Source organism: Allomuricauda sp. ARW1Y1 (assembly GCF_013407935.1).
Taxonomy (GTDB): Bacteria; Bacteroidota; Bacteroidia; order Flavobacteriales; family Flavobacteriaceae; genus Flagellimonas.
The window spans coordinates 139076-157435 of sequence record NZ_JACBZU010000006.1; the positions used below are offsets into that span (position 1 = coordinate 139076).

An 18360-nucleotide genomic window follows, 5' to 3' on the forward strand; every position below is an offset into this window, starting at 1 on the left:
TCATGATGGGGCAAAGATGCAAAAAAAACGGTTACATTTTCTATAATTTTTTCGTTTTGCTGAATTTCAAGTCATTATTTTCGTAGCAGAACCAACCAAAACTATTGAAGACCATGCACATTAAACGTTCAATCCTTATCGGAATACTAGCTTCCACAACATTGATATGTTCCTGTAAAAAAAATACCTCAACTGCTGAAACCGAAGAAAAAACAGGTTACCAAGGACAAGGCAAAAGTCCCGTGGTGCCCACGGTGGACAAACCAGTTCAAAAACAATGGAGAGGTGTTTGGGCTTTTAATGACAGTACCGTGTATTTTTCCAACCAATTTGATGGTGCCCGATTAAATGGCGTAGCCTACGATGGCAATGATCACTACACCATTTGGGTAACGGCAGAAAATACACCCATCAATGTAAGCCCTTGGTATGCTTTTCAGGTTTGGTCCAAGGAGCCGCGTGAGATAACCGTTCAGTTAAACTATCAGGACTCCAGAAGCCGATATTACCCAAAAATAAGTACGGATGGAAGGAATTTTACTCCACTGGATAGCACACGGTTCAAGGCTATCAACCCGGGTGAAGGTGAATTTGGGATACAGGCAGCACCCGAGTCTGCCGAAATAACGCTCAATATTAACGAATCCCCAACCTGGGTTAGCGCCCAGGAACTGTATACCTCTACTGTGGTACAGGAATGGGTAGATTCGTTAAGTCAAAAAGCGTTTGTTGAGAATTACCCTATCGGTCTTTCCAAAGAGAGAAGGACAATGCACCTCATGGAAATCAACGAAAATCCGGAAACGCAAAAGGCATTAATGATCATTTCCCGACAGCATCCACCTGAAGTCACCGGTTTTTTGGCGATGAAATCCTTTATCGAAACCATTGCTGGCGATTCCGAACTTGCCCAAACATTCCGGAAGGAACACACGGTTTTCGTGGTTCCGCTCATGAACCCAGATGGAGCCGATAACGGTCACTGGAGGCATAATATGGGTGGTATTGACCTAAACAGGGATTGGCAAAACTTCAACCAGCCTGAAACGAGAAATGTTCGGGACTTTCTGGTGGAGAAAGACAAAACCTATGATTTCGTTTTCGGGGCCGATTTCCATTCTACCTGGGATGATATCTACTACCCGATAGACACGACAGTGACGGGAGCAGAAGGAAAAATCATCTTTGATTGGATAGCAAACATCAGTGAGCGTTTACCTCAAAAGAAAACCAATATCAGTGCTTCGGATGAGTTGGACCCCACCATGGTATCCAGCAAATATTTCTACGTAAACCATGGGATGCCCGCCATTGTATTTGAGCTTGGGGACAATACATCCAGACCTTTCCTAAAGGAAAAAGGCAAGGTTGCCGCAGAAGAAATCATGAAGCTTTTAATGGAACAATAAATCATTTTTTAGCGTAGTGTACTTTGTACCGCCAGAAACTGATACCGCCCAGAATGAATACCCCGAGCACGGTGTACCACACAAAGCTTGGGGTTATTACTTGGTCACCGCTTGCGTAACTATGCAACCCTACCAGGTAGAAATTCACCCCAAAATAGGTCATCATAATACTGGCAAAGGCCACGATACTGGCAAAATTATAGGCCCAAGTACCCCGTAATCCGGGTACCAAGCGCATGTGCAACACAAAAGCATAGACCATAATCGAAATCAAGGCCCAAGTTTCTTTGGGATCCCAGCCCCAATAGCGTCCCCAGCTCTCGTTGGCCCATTGTCCGCCCAAGAAATTACCGATGGTGAGCATGACCAATCCGGCGGTGAGTGCCAATTCGTTGATGACGGTAAGCTCCCTGATATTGATATCCATCCGCTTTTTATTCTTCTCGGTGGTCAGGACAATCAACAATAGCGCAACCACTCCCAAAATCATACCTACCGTCAATGGCCCATAGCTACCTACAATGACCGCTACGTGAATCATCAGCCAATAGCTATCCAATACCGGTTGTAAATTGGCAATGGCCGGATCTACCCAGCTTTGGTGGGCTATCCACAACAACATAGATGTTACAAACGCACTCGATGCGATGGTAAGCTCACTTTTTCGCCCCAAAGCCAAACCAATGCCCATGGTAGCCCAAGAAACATAAAGGATACTTTCGTAGGCATCACTCCAAGGAGCATGCCCAGAGATGTACCAACGTAAAATCAATCCGATGGTATGCCAAACAAAGAACAGGATTATGGTTCCTTTCAACAAATAGGCCGTAGCGTCCAAAAATTTGCGTTCCTTAAAAATTTTGGCAATCAACACAAAGAACAACAACACCCCAACCAAGGCGTAGTACTTGTACAAACGGTTGAAAAGGTCCAGCTTGTTGTAGATGATTTCCGTCTTAATCTTGTTGTCCGAGGGCAATACCTCCTTGCCGTGGTTTTTCTGGTTTTGCTTGAACGCTTCCAGCAAACGGTCGGGTTGGGAATAATCGCCACTGGCAATCGACTGTTGCAACGAGTTGAGATAGTACGGCATCGCATTCCTAACGAAATTGGAATAGAGCGAATCCTGGAGCTGGTAGCCTCCACCACGATAATCGACGGCAGAAATCCATTTGTTGTTCTCGTCGTTCAGTAAGGGGAATATTTTTACAATACTTCCACTTAGAGCCATGTCGAGCAAGCTCAAACGCTCCCCTACTTTCTTGAAATCCTTTTCAAAGTTGGATGGATTATTCGTAGAGGTGGCCTTTTCCAGATAAGGACGAAGCTTGTACGATCCTTTGGCATCGAAAAAATCGGTTGCTTTTACAAACTCGGTTCCTTCGGGCACCCCAATTACTTTTCGGATGCTATCATTTTCCTTTTTGCCCAACGCAATGATATCAGCGGTGTACCAAACCCCTGGGTTCAACATCATGGAAAGGAAAACCTGATTGGCAGAAAGATCTTTGTACGAATCATCACCACTCAATTTTCGCAATAGTTCCGATGCGAAGGTATTGATGGGCTTCATCCGTCCGCCCTCATCCTGAACCACCAAAGCTCCAAACTTTTCGGCATGTTCCTTGGCCACCGTGGTCGCTTGAATCACCGAATCAATCTGGGCCTGAGTGGGCATGGAGCTGTGCTCATGACCATCTTCTTCTTGTGCCTGTGCAAAACCAAAGGCAAGCAACAAGGTCAAGGTAGTCAATGCCGCCTTTTTGGCTTTTAGTTTTTCCAATCGCTCCTGTAAATCCTTAAAGCGGGTCTTTCCAAAGAACATAATGCCCATCAAGCCGATATAGAGCAAGAAATAACCAATGTAAGTTATCCAAGTTCCCCACCAGTCATGGTTGACCGAAAGCACTGTACCCCGCTCATCAGGGTCAAAACTCGACTGAAAAAACCGATAGCCTTCGTGGTCGAGTACGTGGTTCATATAAATGTCATAATCAAAAGGTCGTTCGTCGTGAACAGTGACCTTGCTCATAAAGGAAGCGTAACCTGCTTCCGTACCGGGATATTTTTCTGCAATAAAGTCCTTCAACTCAACAGAAAATGGCAATTGATAGACTTTGGAACCGTAGCTCAACGTAAAGTCCAAACCACCTACATTGAACTTATCCGAAAAATTGGAAGTTCCCTTGCTTCCCAAGAGTTTAACCTCCTTGGACTCCCCATTGGCAGAAATGGAAACCACGAGCGCATCTTGGGTGACCTTTGTGATCTCTTCATCCGGGACTTTTACAATACCATATTTGCCCTTTACGATGGGTTCAGGAACCACGAACTGCATTCCGCCCATGTTGTATAGCGAACGTAATTGTAGCGGTTGAATGCTATCGGTAACCACATCACCCTGAAACTGGTCCGCCATCCGCATAAAGTTTCCTTCAAATGGAGTTTTGATGCGATAACCATTTTCCTCATCATAAAAAATATTGATGGCGCCTTCCGTTTCATTGTTCAGCGCAAAAAGAATATTGTGTACACTGGCAATTTTACCATTCTCCAAATAATGTTCATGCCGCTGTCCGTTGCCCGCTTCTACAATTTGTAAAAACTCGGTCCCATTTTCATCGGGAATCAACCCTTTTTTGGCTCCTCTGATGAAATCCACATAGCTTATGGTGAAAGGTTGACCGTTGAAGTCGGACTTCCAAGGCAAGCTGGAACGTTTGCCTTCGGGAGTAACCAAAATATCGTCCTCCAAGACTCTTCTCTTCGTTTCTCCGTTGATATCCCCATCCACATAAGCAGTCAGATACGTTTTGTCGGAATAAAAAACATTCTCGGTAGCTCCCTCCCTAATCGGCATCATCCCTTCATAACTGATATATCGGGTAACAAACGCACCAACAATAATCAAAATCCAAGAAAGGTGGAGTACTAAGACGGGCCATTTTTTCCAATCCAACAATCGATATCTGTAAATATTTCCCAAAAAGTTGATCACAAAAAAGACCATGATAACCTCGAACCAAGTGGCATTGTAAATGTAAATTCTAGCGGTTTCAGTACTGTACCAGCTTTCCACAAATGTTCCTATGGCCATTGCCGCGGCAAAAACCAGAAAAAGAACAGCCATAAGTCTAGTGGAAAAAAGCGTTTTCTTAAGAATATCGATCATGGAAATTCAATCTACTTTTGGCTTGCAAAAATACGGCCTTTTGATAACTTTTTTGTTTACGATGGGCATAAAAATCTAATAGAATTGTTAATTCTTTGGATTCTTCATCAGTCTTTAATTTGTAGTTTTGCGCATGCTTTCTATCGTGATTTTAGGAACGGGAAACCTTGCAAAACACTTGTTTGATGCTTTTTTGAAGGCTGAAGATATCCATGTGGCCCAAGTGGTGGGAAGAAACAAGGAGGCCTTGTCCCAATTTTCGGAACAGTGCAGCGTTTCCAATGATTTTGGAACCATCGCTGATGCCGATGTTTATTTGATAGCCGTAAAAGATGATGCGATTGCCGAGGTCTCTAGCCACTTATTAACTAAAAAGGGATTGGTCGCCCATACGTCGGGAGCTATCGGACTTGAAGTCATTCAAACGGACAACAAAGGTGTTTTCTATCCTTTACAGACCTTTACCAAAGGTAAACCCGTCTCGTTCCAATCCATTCCTATCTGCGTAGAGGCCGAATCCAAGCAATCATTGGATCTATTAAGGACCTTGGCCCGTTCCATTTCGGAAAACGTGCACCATATCGACTCGGAACAGCGAAAAAAATTGCATCTTGCAGCCGTTTTTGTAAACAATTTCACCAATTACCTGTACGGTATTGGTGAATCGATTTGTTTGGATGAGGGGCTGACTTTTGACCTGTTAAAGCCCTTGATTTTGGAAACAGCGGAAAAAGTTCAGCATCTAACCCCAAAGGAGGCGCAAACCGGTCCCGCACGCCGAAATGATTCCGAAAGTATGGAAGCGCATTTGGAACTGTTGAACGATGAGGAACATATAACACTATATAAATTATTGAGTCAAGCCATAAAAAAGAGGCATGAAGAAGAATTATAAAGAGCTGTTGAGCAGCATTACCACTTTTGTTTTTGATGTGGACGGGGTGTTTACCGATGGAACCGTTTTGATTACCACCGAAGGTGAATTGCTTAGAAAAATGAGTGTAAAGGACGGTTTTGCCTTAAAGACCGCTATATCCAAAGGCTATAACGTCTGCATCATCACAGGCGGGACCAACCAAGGAGTAAAAGAGCGCTTGAAAGGATTGGGCGTGACCGATTTTTATATGGGTGCACATTTTAAACAGGAAGCGCTGGAAGAATATTTGGACATTCACGGAATCGACCCCGCTTCGGTAGTGTACATGGGTGATGACCTTCCGGATATTCCTCCAATGAAAATGGTTGCCTTGGCCACTTCACCGCAAAATGCCGTTCCTGAGGTCAAAGCCATTTCCGACTATGTTTCCCACAAGAATGGTGGGGAAGGCTGTGTTCGCGACATCATTGAACAGGTACTGAAAGTACGTGGGGACTGGAACGATAATTTCAGTGCGAAGAATGACTAATAATCCACTCAAAGAAAAACTCAAGGACAAAAAGATCATACTCGGTTCCGGTTCTCCAAGACGGAAAATGTTTCTGGAAGAATTGGGACTTGATTTTGAGGTCAGGCCCAAATCGGTGGAAGAAGTCTATCCCACCGAATTGCAGGGTCAGGAGATTTCGGAATATTTGGCCCAACTCAAGGCCTCCCCTTTTTTGGAGGAATTGGAACCTAACCAAATCGTCATTACTTCGGATACGGTGGTTTGGCACAATAACACATCCCTGGCCAAAGCCGCCGACCAAGCGGAGGCTTTTGAAATGTTGCGAACCTTATCTGGAGACTGGCATGAGGTGATTACCTCGGTTTGTTTTACTACAAAAAAGGAACAGCAAACGGTGAGCGGCATCACCAAGGTGAAGTTGAAAGAGTTCTCCGATGATGAAATCAACTTTTACATTGAGACCTGCCAACCTTTTGATAAAGCGGGAGCCTACGGCATCCAAGAATGGATAGGGATGATTGGCATTACGGAAATCCAAGGCTCGTACACCAATGTGGTAGGCTTGCCCACCGATTTGGTCTATGCAACCCTCATGCAACTGTAGCCCATGATTGATTTGAAAGGGCAAGTTCAAGGAACCCGCTACTTTCTCGCTCATTGTACCATCACCGCGTATTTAAAGGGAAGCTACCATTAATTAGAAAAAGTTAAGTATCTTGAAAGAAACCGACTTTACTAGTAACTTCGAAAAAAATGCGTTTATGAAATCTGTCCTCCCGACCTTCACCACTACGTTTCTATCCTTACTATTGGTATTTGTTTTTGGATGTAAACAAGAAAACAATACGGAAACATCGGCCGAATTGCCTTCAAAAAAAGAGAAGGAACCAGAAGCTCCCAAACGCCCTATTTCCGACAACTTTAAAGAGTATTGGTATGCAGGCGAGGCAGAAATTACTTCGTACCAATTGAAACAGGCCAGATATGGAGAGCTGCGCGATGGCAATGCAGTCATGATCTATGTTACCGAACCCTTTTTGGCCAAAGAACAAGTAAAGGCAAATAACAGCAATCCAGATAATGTATCGGTCCTCAAATTGAACGCGACCAAAAACTTTCTAACTGGAATCTACCCCTACTCCATCATGAGTAGTACCTTTTACCCGGTGTACGACAATCAACATGCCCTAAAAACAAGTTTGTCCGTGCAGGAATGGTGCGGTCATGTGTATTCCCAACTGAACAATCGGGAAATGTTTGAATTTATGTCCCATTCTTATTTTGAAGGGGAGGCAGACCAAAATTTCACCATGGACAAAGCAGCTCTCGAGAATGAAATTTGGACCAAAATCCGGATTGCCCCTGAAAACTTGCCCGTTGGGGATATCACTATGATTCCCTCCTTGGAGTTTCTTCGATTAAGACATCAGGAAATCAAAGCGTACCAAGCCACGGCTGAAATAGCCTCAAAAGATGGCATCACCACCTATTCTATTTCCTATCCTGAATTGGAACGAAATTTGATGATACATTTTACGTCCGAATTCCCGTTTTCCATTGAAGGTTGGACGGAAGAATTCAAGAGTGGTTTCGGGGCCAACGCAAAAACATTGACCAGTACGGCATCGAAAATAAAGACCCTCAAAACGGCCTATTGGCAACAAAATGGGAACAATGATTTGATGTTGCGGGACAGTTTAGGTTTGTAACACCGCGTTGCGGCTATGTTAAAACTCCTCTAAATTGACCCCTAACTAATGGTTTACTGTCTATATTTGAAGCAACCACTAAACAACCAACTATGAAGCATTTTTGGATTATCCTTTCCATGTGCGTGATGTGTTTTACGAACCTTTTTGCCCAAAAACCGGATAAGCTAACTTCGGCAGAACTTTTCCACGAAATCCAAAAACTGAATTTTTTGGGGACCGCGCTCTACGTTGCGGCCCACCCAGATGACGAAAACACAAGCCTAATCTCGTATTTGGCCAACCATGATAAAGCCCGAACGGTGTATATATCCCTGACCCGAGGGGATGGTGGGCAAAACCTTATTGGACCCGAACTCAGTGAACTTTTGGGCGTTTTGCGTACACAAGAGCTTCTGGCGGCGAGACATATTGATGGCGGGGAGCAGCGTTTTTCCCGCGCCAATGATTTTGGTTTTTCCAAACATCCGAACGAAACCCTTAAAATTTGGGACAAGGATATGGTTTTGGCCGATGTGGTTTGGGTCATTCGGAATATCAAGCCCGATGTGATCATCAACCGTTTTGACCATAGAACCCCTGGCTCCACTCATGGTCATCATACCTCCTCCGCGATATTGAGCATGGAAGCATTTGATTTGGCCAATGACCCTAACGCATACACAGAGCAGTTGGATTTGACCTCCCCGTGGCAGCCGAAACGTATTTTCTACAACACCTCGTGGTGGCAATACGGTAGTCAAGAAGCCTTTGAAAAAGTGGACAAATCAGGTATGGTCAAACTGGACGTGGGCACCTACTACGCCGAGCTAGGACTCTCCAATAACGAAATCGCCGCAATGTCCCGTAGCCAGCACCTGTGCCAAGGATTTGGCCGGCTGACCGATAGAGGTTCGGACAATGAGTATATTGAACTTCTTAAGGGAGATATGCCCAAGAATAACAATGTATTCGAGGGTATCAACACTACGTGGTCCCGTGTGGAAGGCGGTGAAGCCGTAGGCAATATTTTGTATGAGGTAGAGGCCAATTTTGATTTTCAAACCCCATCAAAGCACATTCCACAATTGGTAGAGGCCTATCAGCTATTGCAACAAGTAAAAGATGAGCATTGGAGAACCTTAAAGTCACAGGAGCTCAAAAATATTATACTGGCCGCTTCAGGATTATATCTGGAAGCCAGCTCGGCAAGTGCATCTGCCACACCTGGCAGCAAAGTCACTGTCAACATCGAAACCATTAACCGGTCATCCCCAAGCGTTGTGCTCAAAGAAATCCAAATGATCGGGGTTGATGCCCAATTGTCTCCCAACAAGACGTTGAACGACAATCAACGGGAGAATTTTGAAATCAATTTTACCGTACCCGAAAACATCGCATATACCAGTCCTTACTGGCTCAAGGAGCCTGGCACTTTGGGCACTTACACGGTGAACGACCAAAATTTGATTGGCCAGCCCGAAACCCCAAGTGCATTTAAAGCTGTTTTCACAGTGCTGGTCTCGGGTGTTGAAATTCCCTTTGAAAAAGAAGTAGTACATCGCTACTCTCGTCCGGACAAAGGGGAATTGTACGAGCCTTTTGCCATTTTACCGGAGGTGACTTCCAAAATTGATGAAAAAGTACTGATTTTCGCTGATGCCGATTCCAAAGAAGTACAAGTAAAAATTAGAGCTGGAAAAAATGATGTTTCAGGTAGCGTTAGCTTGAGTCATCCTTCGGGCTGGGTGGTTACACCGAGTAGCATCCCTTTTTCCATTGCTCAAAAAGGAGAGGAAATTTCCGTTGCTTTTCAGGTTACTCCACCAGATACCGAAAGTGAGGGTAAAATTGCCCCAAAAGTTACGGTCGCCAACAAGGTTTATGATAGGGAGTTGATAGAGATCAATTATGATCATATTCCAAAACAGTCCGTTCTGCTTCCTTCTGAGGCCAAAGTGGTCCGCATGGATATAAAAAAATCCGGAGAACATATCGCCTATATTATGGGAGCTGGGGACAATGTGCCCGAGAGTTTGGAACAGATTGGTTACCAAGTCCATTTGGTCGACCCAAACGACATCCAGAACGGGGATTTGGATAAGTATGATGCCGTAGTAGTGGGCATACGCGCCTACAATGTGGTGGAAGCCCTCAAATTTAAACAGCCCGTTTTGTTCGACTATGTGCAAAATGGAGGCACCATGATCGTTCAGTACAACACTGCTGGACGATGGGCCAGTCAATTTGAAAACATCGCACCTTACGATGTTACGCTTTCTAGGGATAGGGTAACCGACGAAAATGCCAAAGTGGATATTTTAGCGCCAGAACACCCCTTGGTCAATTTCCCAAATACCATTTCGGAAAAGGATTTTGATGGCTGGGTACAGGAACGTGGACTTTATTTTCCAAGTCAGTGGAGTTCCGAGTTCACCCCTATACTTTCCATGAAAGACGAAGGCGAATCGGAAAAGCAAGGAAGCCTTATTGTGGCACCTTATGGAGAAGGTCACTATATTTACACGGGACTAAGCTTTTTCAGGGAACTTCCTGTTGGGGTTTCTGGAGCATATAAACTCTTTGCGAATATGCTTTCCATAGGAAAGAGTGAGGTAAAAAAACAAAGCAATGTCAAAGGATAATATGGACACCAAATTTGAATGGAAAAAGGAGTACAGCATTGTGATTCTTTTAAATGCCATTTACATATTGGCCTTTTACCTCATTATGATTTTAAACAATTAACTCCCTGAATGGCATTACTCGACTGGATTATTCTTGGTAGTACCCTACTCTTCATCGTTGCCTACGGTGTTTGGAAAACGCGCGGCAACAAAAATGTGGACGACTATGTTCGTGGTGGCGACGATGTGAAATGGTGGACCATTGGATTGTCCGTTATGGCCACCCAGGCGAGTGCTATCACCTTTTTGTCCACGCCAGGTCAAGCATTTCACGATGGTATGGGCTTTGTGCAGTTCTATTTTGGACTCCCCTTGGCCATGATCGTTATCTGCTTGGTATTCATCCCCATCTACAAAAAACTTAAAGTATTTACCGCTTACGAAATGTTGGAAGGTCGCTTTGACTTAAAAACACGGACACTCACGGCCTTATTGTTTTTAGTACAACGTGGACTTGCAGCGGGAATCACCATATTTGCCCCTTCCATTATTCTTTCTGCGGTATTGGGATGGGACTTGCGTACGCTTAACGTGATTATCGGGATATTGGTAATCATTTATACCGTTTCTGGGGGTACCAAAGCGGTGAGCGTTACACAAAAGCAACAGATGTTCATTATTATGTTGGGGATGTTCTTTGCATTTTTCTTTATCATGGGAGCATTACCAACGGATATTTCCTTCGGAAAAGCGTTAAAGATCGCTGGTGCCAACAACAAACTCAATATTCTTGATTTTTCTTTTGACACCAATAACCGTTACACCTTTTGGAGCGGCATTACCGGTGGCTTTTTCTTGGCCTTGGCCTACTTTGGCACCGACCAAAGTCAGGTGCAACGCTATCTATCCGGTAGGTCGGTTCGGGAAAGCCAGTTGGCCCTGATTTTCAACGGTATTTTTAAAATCCCGATGCAGTTTTTTATCCTCTTGGTGGGTGCCATGGTCTTTGTGTTCTATCAATACAATTCCTCCCCCCTAAATTTTAATCCAGCCGCTACGGAAGCTGTCATGCAATCGGAATATGCCAACGATTATAAGACACTTGAGGAGGATCATAAAGTACTGGAAAAGGAAAAAAGAATGGCGCAACATTCCTTTTCGTCAGCCTTGGAACTGAAAGAGTACAACGCTATTGAACAGGCCAAGCAAGACATCATAAAAATCAACGAAAAAGAGAATGCAAGCCGGGAAACCGCCAAAGATTTGATTGCCAAAGCAGATGGCAAGGTAGAAACGAATGACAAGGATTATGTGTTCATTCACTTTATCCTGAACAATTTGCCCATGGGACTAATCGGTCTTCTCTTGGCCGTCATCCTATCCGCAGCCATGTCCTCTACCGCATCGGAGTTGAACGCTTTGGGGACCATTACAGCTTTAGATCTTTACAAAAGAAGCATCGGAAAAAATCACTCTCAAGAACATTATCTCAAAGCGACCAAAGCCTTTACATTGCTTTGGGGTATCATCGCTATCATCATCGCTAACGTAGCCAACCTTTTTGACAACCTGATACAACTGGTAAATATTATCGGTTCTATTTTTTACGGGAACGTTTTGGGAATATTCCTATTGGCCTTCTTCTTTAAGTTTGTGAAAGGCAATGCTGTATTTGTAGCTGCCATTGTCACCCAAATTATTGTAATCATTGGATGGTATCTGGATTGGATGTCCTATTTGTGGTTGAATGCATTTGGCTGCTTGCTCGTAATCATTTTGGCCACCATTACACAGGTGTTCGATAATTTCCTAGGCAATTCATCGGCTATTGAGGAATAAAAAAACCCACTTAAAAAAGTGGGTCTTTATATCAACTTGAATGAGCTTGATTACATTTTAGCCCACTCTTGCAATGAATCCTTGTTCATTTTTACATAATCTTGGTTACCCGCGGCTTGCGCAGCGGCCAATGAACGTTTGGCAGCCTCGATGGCAGCTTCCTTATCCCCCATCTTTGCATAGATAAGCGATTGTGTTCTCATCATCCAATACGCACTTCCATCTCCCATTTCAACGGCCTTGTCCACCCACTCTTTGGCTTGCTGCATGTTCATACCTTCAGCAAAATAGTAGGAACCGGCTGCGAAATAATCGTTTGCGGTCAAATCCTCCTTGTTGGCCATGGTTTCCTCAATGCTCTTAGTGGCCTTGCTCACGGTAGGAACAGTGAAATCCACCCCAACATAGGTGTTCTCCCACATAATGCCCAAAGTAGCACCGTTGTTGTGCAAATCATCAATAGTGATGGTGAAGGACTCGATGGGCATTGGGATATCCATAGTCTCCACCTTTACGGTAGCAGCGACTTTGGAAGCATCCCACTCTTGGGGAGTACCCCAGTTATCGGTAGCAGTGTAAAAGAAAACTTCCCAAACAGCTTCGTTGGGTCTGGTAAAAATAGCGTAAGTACCTGCTTTCAATTCCTTTCCTTCTACGGTGACATCATCGCTAAAGGAGATGGTCGTGTTCTGGTTGGCACCAGTTCTCCAAATGGCATCAAAAGGAACCAAATCACCAAATACTTTCCTTCCCTTCATTGCAGGGCGGGAATACTTAACGGTTACGTCGGTCAATCCCACTTTTTGTTCCAATGTGGAAAAGGGGCTCGGAGCCGGGGTCTGTATCTGCGCTTTCATAAAAAAGCCGATAGACATCATACATAGTAAGAGTGTAAATTTTTTCATAGTTATTGTCTGTATTATTTGTTCAGCAAAGCAAAATTAATACAAAGCCTTGCTCCATTTGTTAATTAAACCTTAAAACAAAAGTAGGTAATTAATAGGTACGTTTTAATCTTTGTTTAACTATTTATAGTTTTAATTAAACATTTTACTCCTATCTTTGTGTAAATTCTAACGAATGCAACTGTATCAACTACAATCTAAGCAAGTTTTTCCCATTAGTCAACAAGAAGCGTGGGAATTCCTATCAGACCCCAAAAATTTAGCTGTCATTACACCTCCTCACATGGGGTTTCATATTTTGGCGGGAGCCGATAGGCCCATGTTCCAAGGGCAAGTCATCCAATATATAGTGAAACCCTTTCCCATGGTTTCTACCAAATGGGTAACGGAAATCACCCATGTAAAAGAAGGGGAATATTTTGTGGATGAGCAGCGTTTTGGGCCCTATGCCCTCTGGCACCACAAACACTTTTTAAAAGAAGTTCCCGAAGGTGTGGAAATGGAAGATATTATCGATTACAAATTACCTTTTGGTATTTTGGGGCAGTTGACCCATCCCCTACTGGTAAAAGGTCAGCTCCAGAAAATATTTGAGTTTAGGGAGAAGAAACTTGCCGACCTATTTGGTACGGTTGAAGGAAAAGAAAACTATTTAAGCATCAGAAAAATATAATATGGAAAAGAATATACTATTGATCGGCGGATCGTACGGAATTGGATTGGAAATGGCAAAAACACTATCCAAAGACCATAAGGTGTATGTTGCCAGCCGAAGCAATGATGAACTCAGCAATCTCGACGTCACCCATATTCCCTTTGATGCCTTGACGGATGACCTTTCGGAAAAGCAAATTCCAGAACAACTGGACGGCTTTGTATATTGTCCAGGAAGTATCAATTTAAAACCCTTTAAAACGATGGGAATGGATACCATCCAAAAGGATATGGAAATCAATTTTTTTGGACTGGTCCGAACCGTGAAAACGATTATGAACCGGATGAACGAAGGTTCCAGCATGGTGTTTTTCAGTACTGTGGCCGTGGGGACCGGAATGCCCTTCCATACCAGTGTATCTGCAGCCAAAGGAGCTATCGAAGGTTTTGCACGTGCTCTGGCAGCAGAATATGCCCCAAAGGTAAGGGTGAACGTCATTGCGCCATCTTTGGTAGATACCCCCCTATCTGAACGTTTATTGAGCAATGACAAGAAAAAAGAAATGATGTCCGAGAGACACCCATTAAAACGAGTGGGCACGGCACACGATATAGCCAACATGGCCACTTTTCTGCTGGATTCCAACAATTCATGGATTACGGGCCAGGTAATCGGGGTAGATGGCGGAATGTCTAGCTTAAATGTGAGTTCATGAAAGACAACATCATCGTATTTTGGTTTAGACGCGATTTACGGTTGGATGACAATGTAGGTCTGTACCAAGCCCTTCAAAATGATGCCCCTGTGCTTCCTATCTTTATTTTTGACAAGGAAATTTTGGAAAGTCTGCCCAAAAAAGATGCAAGGGTTACCTTTATCCACGATCAAATCCAAAAAATAAGCAAGCAACTCCGCACCAATTACGACAGCGGCGTAGCGCAATATCACGACAAACCCATTAAAGTGTTTGAACAGCTTATGAAGGATTATGATATTGAAGCTGTTTACACCAATCATGATTATGAACCTTATGCCAAAGAACGCGATAAAGAAATCGCCGATTTTTTGAAGGAAAACGATATACAGTTCAACACCTACAAAGATCAAGTCATTTTTGAAAAGGAGGAAGTGGTAAAGGACGACGGAGACCCCTATGTCGTTTATACACCTTATATGCGCAAGTGGAAGGAAAATTTTAATCCCTCCATTCATATAGTGGAGTACGATACGCTGAAAGATTTGGGCAAAAATTTGCATCAGTCCAAATCCTTGCCCCAACTCTCCTTGGAAGCTATGGGCTTTGAAGAATCTGACATTAAAGTTCCCGATTTTACCGTGACCTCCAATTTAATTCAAAATTATGAGGACACGCGCGATTACCCGGCCAAGGAAAAAGGAACCTCCCGTTTAGGTCCCCACTTGCGTTTTGGTACCGTTTCCGTTCGAAAAATGGTGAAAAAGGCCATCGATGAAAAGAACGAAACCTTTTGGAACGAATTGATTTGGAGGGAATTTTTTATGCAGATCCTATGGCATTTTCCCCATACCGTAGATAATGCGTTCCGTTCCAAATACGATAGAATCGAATGGCGCAACAACGAAGAGGAGTTTGAAAAGTGGAAAAAGGGCAAAACTGGATATCCTTTGGTAGATGCAGGTATGCGCGAACTCAATGAAACGGGCTACATGCACAACAGGGTTCGTATGTTGGTGGCCAGTTTTTTGTGCAAGCATTTGCTGATCGATTGGAGATGGGGCGAAGCCTATTTTGCTGAAAAACTGTTGGATTATGAAATGGCGAGCAATGTGGGCAACTGGCAATGGGCCGCAGGCAGTGGTGTGGATGCCGCACCTTATTTTAGAATCTTTAACCCGACCACGCAGATAAAAAAATTCGATAAGGACAAAAAATACATCAACAAATGGGTTCCCGAACTACAGGAACTCAACTACCCGGACCCTATGGTCGACCACAAAATGGCTCGGGAACGCTGCTTAAAAACCTACAAGGAAGCGGTAAGTTGACGCATTTTCTTTAAATTTAGGAGCTGTTGTAATTTTATGTGACGTCTTGTTGACAGCACATCAAACAGCGGTAAATAACTAACTCAAAACCTAAATGATGAAGAAATTTTCAACCTTACTCCTTTTGGGACTGGTCTCATTGAACCTATCCGCCCAAAAAATGTCAAAGGACAAAAAAGCGGTCGTCGCTTCCGTGGAAAAGCACAAGGAAAACCTTATTCAAATCAGTGATTCCATCTGGGCACTGGCCGAAACAGCATTCGAGGAATCCATTTCCTCAGAATTGTTGGCCGATTATGCCGAGAAAAACGGAATGACCGTCACACGTGGTGTAGCCGATATCCCAACCGCCTTTGTTGCTACCTACGGTTCAGGAAAACCCGTAATCAGTGTCTTGGGCGAGTTTGATGCCCTACCGGGCCTTTCACAGAACACGGTTCCCACCAAAGATCCACGAATTGATGGTGCTCCCGGCCACGGATGTGGGCACAATATGTTCGGGGCAGCCAGTTTAGGCGCTGCCATAGCTATCAAAGAACAAATTGAGGCAGGAAACATTAAAGGAACCGTCAAATTCTTTGGGACACCGGCCGAAGAGAAATTTTTTGGAAAAGTTTGGATGGTAGAAGCCGGACTTTGGGACGATGTTGATGTAAACGTAAGCTGGCACCCATCTGCCGAAATTGAAGCCGACGTACAAAGTGGATTGGCCCTAGTCGATTTCATGATTGAATTTTATGGTCAAGCTGCCCACGCATCTTCCGACCCATGGAACGGACGCAGTGCCTCTGACGCCTTGGAACTGTATACCACGGGGATTAACTATTATCGCGAGCATATAAAACCCACTTCGCGTATTCACTACCATATTCAAGATGGAGGCCAAGTAGTAAATGTTGTTCCCGACTATGCCCGCCTTTGGGTGCGTGTGCGTGACCCCAAAAGAGATGTGATGCTTCCCACCTTTGAACGGGTTAAGGCCATGGCCGAAGGCGCCGCAATTATGGCCAATGTAGATTACAAATATTCCTTGATTTCAGGAATTTATGAAACCCTGGTCAACCGTGAGGGAGGTAAAATCATGCAAAACAATCTGGAGCTTTTGGGACCCATTACCTATACCGATGAGGAAATTACCTATGGTAAAGCCATTCAAGAGGCCACTGGAAAACCCCAAGTGGGCATGGATGGTGAAGTACATCCTTTGAAAGAAACCGAGGAACTGCCCGGAGGAGGCTCTACCGATGTTGGTGATGTAAGTTGGAACGTACCCAACATCAACCTAGGCGTAACGGTTGCTCCGAAAGGAACACCTTGGCACTCTTGGGCCGTTGTGGCCTGTGGGGGTATGAGCATTGGCCATAAGGGAATGATTTACGCCTCCAAAGCTATGGGCATGACCATGTTCGATCTTTTTGATGACCCAAAATTGGTAGAAAAAGTAAAAGAAGAATTTAAGACGAGAAAAGGTGATGTTAAATACGAGGCCATGATCGATGGTCCGCCACCAATTCCCGGTAAATAAAATTATTATATTGAAAGGCCTGCGTTGCGCAGGCCTTCATTCATAAAAATTGCATGATGAAAACTCCTGTTCTACAAACTTTTCCATTAAGCACCCCTTGGCAGACCTTGGATCCTTTTCTTTTTAGTGTATATCATTTAGATTATTTCCCAAAGGGAAATGGGGAAATGGGACCCGACCCATCCCTTTTGAAAGGACGAAACTTAGGAAGTGATTTTGACCCGACCCAAAAGTGGCGCATGTATCACGGGCAGTCCATTCCAGGATTTCCGTACCATCCGCACCGTGGTTTCGAAACCATCACCATTGTGAACAAAGGATTTTGTGACCACTCGGATTCTTTGGGTGCCGCAGGCCGATTTGGCGAAGGCGATGTACAGTGGATGACCGCTGGAAGGGGCGTTCAACATTCTGAGATGTTCCCCCTGCTCAAAGATGAGGAAGAAAATCCCTTGGAACTCTTTCAAATATGGTTAAACCTGCCTAAATCGGGAAAATTTGTCGACCCGCACTTTAAGATGCTTTGGCACGAGGATATTCCGGTTGTGGAGGAAGAAAATGCAAAAATCAAGGTGATAGCCGGTCCCTACAAAAATGTTGCCCCACCGCACCCTGCCCTGGATTCCTGGGCGGCCGACCCGGACAATGAAGTGGCCGTTTGGAACATTCATGTAGAGCCTGAAGCCGAATATATGCTGCCGAGTGCCAGTGCATCGGTAAACCGCGTACTTTACTTTTATGATGGTGATGAAATACATATAGGAGATAAAAAAATAAATCCCAGTTTTGGGATTGTTTTGGACCCCACCACCGATGTGAATATCAAAGTTGGTTCCGAAACCGCCCATTTTATGTTACTGCAAGGAAAGCCCATTGGCGAGCCCGTCGCCAAATATGGTCCCTTTGTAATGAACACCCAAGAGGAAATCCAAAAAGCGATGGAAGAATACCGCCTTACCCAATTTGGGGGATGGCCATGGCCCCACCCGGACCATGTTCATGATAAAGACAAGGGGCGCTTTGCATTATACCCCGATGGGAAAATGGTCGAGAAAAATTAAAATTTTTCTGACAAACCCTTATTTTTTAGGGGTTACAGCGCTTTTTTTGTTTTTGATAATAAGAAT

At 44.1% G+C, this 18360-nt stretch carries 14 protein-coding genes; 12 read left to right on the forward strand and 2 right to left on the reverse strand.

What is annotated here, in order from left to right; genetic code table 11:
- The first annotated feature begins 113 nt into the window (after positions 1-113).
- Complete coding sequence (locus GGE08_RS14625) at positions 114-1409, forward strand: M14 family metallopeptidase (protein WP_179385630.1); 1296 nt, start codon at positions 114-116, stop codon at positions 1407-1409.
- A 1-nt stretch (position 1410) separates the two neighbouring features.
- Here GGE08_RS14625 and ccsA read toward each other — a convergent pair whose 3' ends face one another.
- The gene (gene ccsA / locus GGE08_RS14630) at positions 1411-4581 is read right to left on the reverse strand and encodes a cytochrome c biogenesis protein CcsA (protein ID WP_179385631.1); all 3171 of its coding nucleotides are present in this window, start codon (positions 4579-4581) and stop codon (positions 1411-1413) included.
- Positions 4582-4714: 133 nt separating this feature from the next.
- Here ccsA and GGE08_RS14635 point away from each other — a divergent pair, with 133 nt between their 5' ends.
- The 6 genes from GGE08_RS14635 (at position 4715) to GGE08_RS14660 (ending at position 12123) form a co-directional block, all read left to right on the forward strand.
- On the forward strand, positions 4715-5476 hold the full coding sequence (locus GGE08_RS14635; protein WP_179385632.1) for a Rossmann-like and DUF2520 domain-containing protein: 762 nt from the start codon (positions 4715-4717) through the stop codon (positions 5474-5476).
- Positions 5460-5987 carry an HAD family hydrolase gene (locus GGE08_RS14640; RefSeq protein WP_179385633.1) on the forward strand — a complete coding sequence of 176 codons (528 nt, stop codon included), beginning with the start codon at positions 5460-5462 and terminating at the stop codon, positions 5985-5987. Before GGE08_RS14635 ends, GGE08_RS14640 begins: the two co-directional genes overlap by 17 nt.
- Positions 5980-6573, forward strand: a complete 594-nt coding sequence (locus GGE08_RS14645) for a Maf family nucleotide pyrophosphatase (protein ID WP_179385634.1) — start codon at positions 5980-5982, stop codon at positions 6571-6573. The genes GGE08_RS14640 and GGE08_RS14645 overlap by 8 nt, the downstream gene beginning before the upstream one ends.
- A 157-nt stretch (positions 6574-6730) precedes the next feature.
- Positions 6731-7678, forward strand: a complete 948-nt coding sequence (locus GGE08_RS14650; RefSeq protein WP_179385635.1) for a septum formation inhibitor Maf — start codon at positions 6731-6733, stop codon at positions 7676-7678.
- A 92-nt stretch (positions 7679-7770) separates the two neighbouring features.
- Positions 7771-10302 carry a PIG-L family deacetylase gene (locus GGE08_RS14655; RefSeq protein WP_179385636.1) on the forward strand — a complete coding sequence of 844 codons (2532 nt, stop codon included), beginning with the start codon at positions 7771-7773 and terminating at the stop codon, positions 10300-10302.
- 111 nt (positions 10303-10413) lie between these two features.
- Positions 10414-12123, forward strand: coding sequence for a sodium:solute symporter (locus GGE08_RS14660; RefSeq protein WP_179385637.1), 1710 nt, complete (start codon positions 10414-10416; stop codon positions 12121-12123).
- Positions 12124-12173: 50 nt separating this feature from the next.
- Here GGE08_RS14660 and GGE08_RS14665 read toward each other — a convergent pair whose 3' ends face one another.
- The gene (locus tag GGE08_RS14665) at positions 12174-13028 is read right to left on the reverse strand and encodes a DUF2911 domain-containing protein (protein WP_179385638.1); all 855 of its coding nucleotides are present in this window, start codon (positions 13026-13028) and stop codon (positions 12174-12176) included.
- A gap of 175 nt (positions 13029-13203) precedes the next feature.
- On the opposite strand from GGE08_RS14665, the gene GGE08_RS14670 reads away from it, so the two are divergent.
- The 5 genes from GGE08_RS14670 (at position 13204) to GGE08_RS14690 (ending at position 18294) form a co-directional block, all read left to right on the forward strand.
- Complete coding sequence (locus tag GGE08_RS14670) at positions 13204-13701, forward strand: SRPBCC family protein (protein ID WP_179385639.1); 498 nt, start codon at positions 13204-13206, stop codon at positions 13699-13701.
- Position 13702: 1 nt separating this feature from the next.
- On the forward strand, positions 13703-14398 hold the full coding sequence (locus GGE08_RS14675; protein ID WP_179385640.1) for an SDR family NAD(P)-dependent oxidoreductase: 696 nt from the start codon (positions 13703-13705) through the stop codon (positions 14396-14398).
- Complete coding sequence (locus GGE08_RS14680) at positions 14395-15708, forward strand: cryptochrome/photolyase family protein (RefSeq protein ID WP_179385641.1); 1314 nt, start codon at positions 14395-14397, stop codon at positions 15706-15708. The genes GGE08_RS14675 and GGE08_RS14680 overlap by 4 nt, the downstream gene beginning before the upstream one ends.
- Positions 15709-15805: 97 nt before the next feature.
- Positions 15806-17233, forward strand: coding sequence for an amidohydrolase (locus tag GGE08_RS14685; RefSeq protein ID WP_179385642.1), 1428 nt, complete (start codon positions 15806-15808; stop codon positions 17231-17233).
- 56 nt (positions 17234-17289) lie between these two features.
- Positions 17290-18294 (forward strand): pirin family protein, encoded by a 1005-nt coding sequence (locus tag GGE08_RS14690; protein ID WP_179385643.1) that lies wholly within the window; start codon positions 17290-17292, stop codon positions 18292-18294.
- Positions 18295-18360: the final 66 nt, after the last annotated feature.

Bases quoted from the DNA above. Each gene is read 5' to 3' on its own strand.
- GGE08_RS14685 (WP_179385642.1), top strand. From the start codon at position 15,806: ATGAAGAAATTTTCAACCTTACTCCTTTTGGGACTGGTCTCATTGAAC.
- GGE08_RS14665 (WP_179385638.1), bottom strand. From the start codon at position 13,028: ATGAAAAAATTTACACTCTTACTATGTATGATGTCTATCGGCTTTTTT.
- GGE08_RS14650 (WP_179385635.1), top strand. From the start codon at position 6,731: ATGAAATCTGTCCTCCCGACCTTCACCACTACGTTTCTATCCTTACTA.
- GGE08_RS14640 (WP_179385633.1), top strand. From the start codon at position 5,460: ATGAAGAAGAATTATAAAGAGCTGTTGAGCAGCATTACCACTTTTGTT.
- ccsA (WP_179385631.1), bottom strand. From the start codon at position 4,581: ATGATCGATATTCTTAAGAAAACGCTTTTTTCCACTAGACTTATGGCT.
- GGE08_RS14670 (WP_179385639.1), top strand. From the start codon at position 13,204: ATGCAACTGTATCAACTACAATCTAAGCAAGTTTTTCCCATTAGTCAA.
- GGE08_RS14645 (WP_179385634.1), top strand. From the start codon at position 5,980: ATGACTAATAATCCACTCAAAGAAAAACTCAAGGACAAAAAGATCATA.
- GGE08_RS14675 (WP_179385640.1), top strand. From the start codon at position 13,703: ATGGAAAAGAATATACTATTGATCGGCGGATCGTACGGAATTGGATTG.
- GGE08_RS14680 (WP_179385641.1), top strand. From the start codon at position 14,395: ATGAAAGACAACATCATCGTATTTTGGTTTAGACGCGATTTACGGTTG.
- GGE08_RS14690 (WP_179385643.1), top strand. From the start codon at position 17,290: ATGAAAACTCCTGTTCTACAAACTTTTCCATTAAGCACCCCTTGGCAG.
- GGE08_RS14635 (WP_179385632.1), top strand. From the start codon at position 4,715: ATGCTTTCTATCGTGATTTTAGGAACGGGAAACCTTGCAAAACACTTG.
- GGE08_RS14660 (WP_179385637.1), top strand. From the start codon at position 10,414: ATGGCATTACTCGACTGGATTATTCTTGGTAGTACCCTACTCTTCATC.
- GGE08_RS14625 (WP_179385630.1), top strand. From the start codon at position 114: ATGCACATTAAACGTTCAATCCTTATCGGAATACTAGCTTCCACAACA.
- GGE08_RS14655 (WP_179385636.1), top strand. From the start codon at position 7,771: ATGAAGCATTTTTGGATTATCCTTTCCATGTGCGTGATGTGTTTTACG.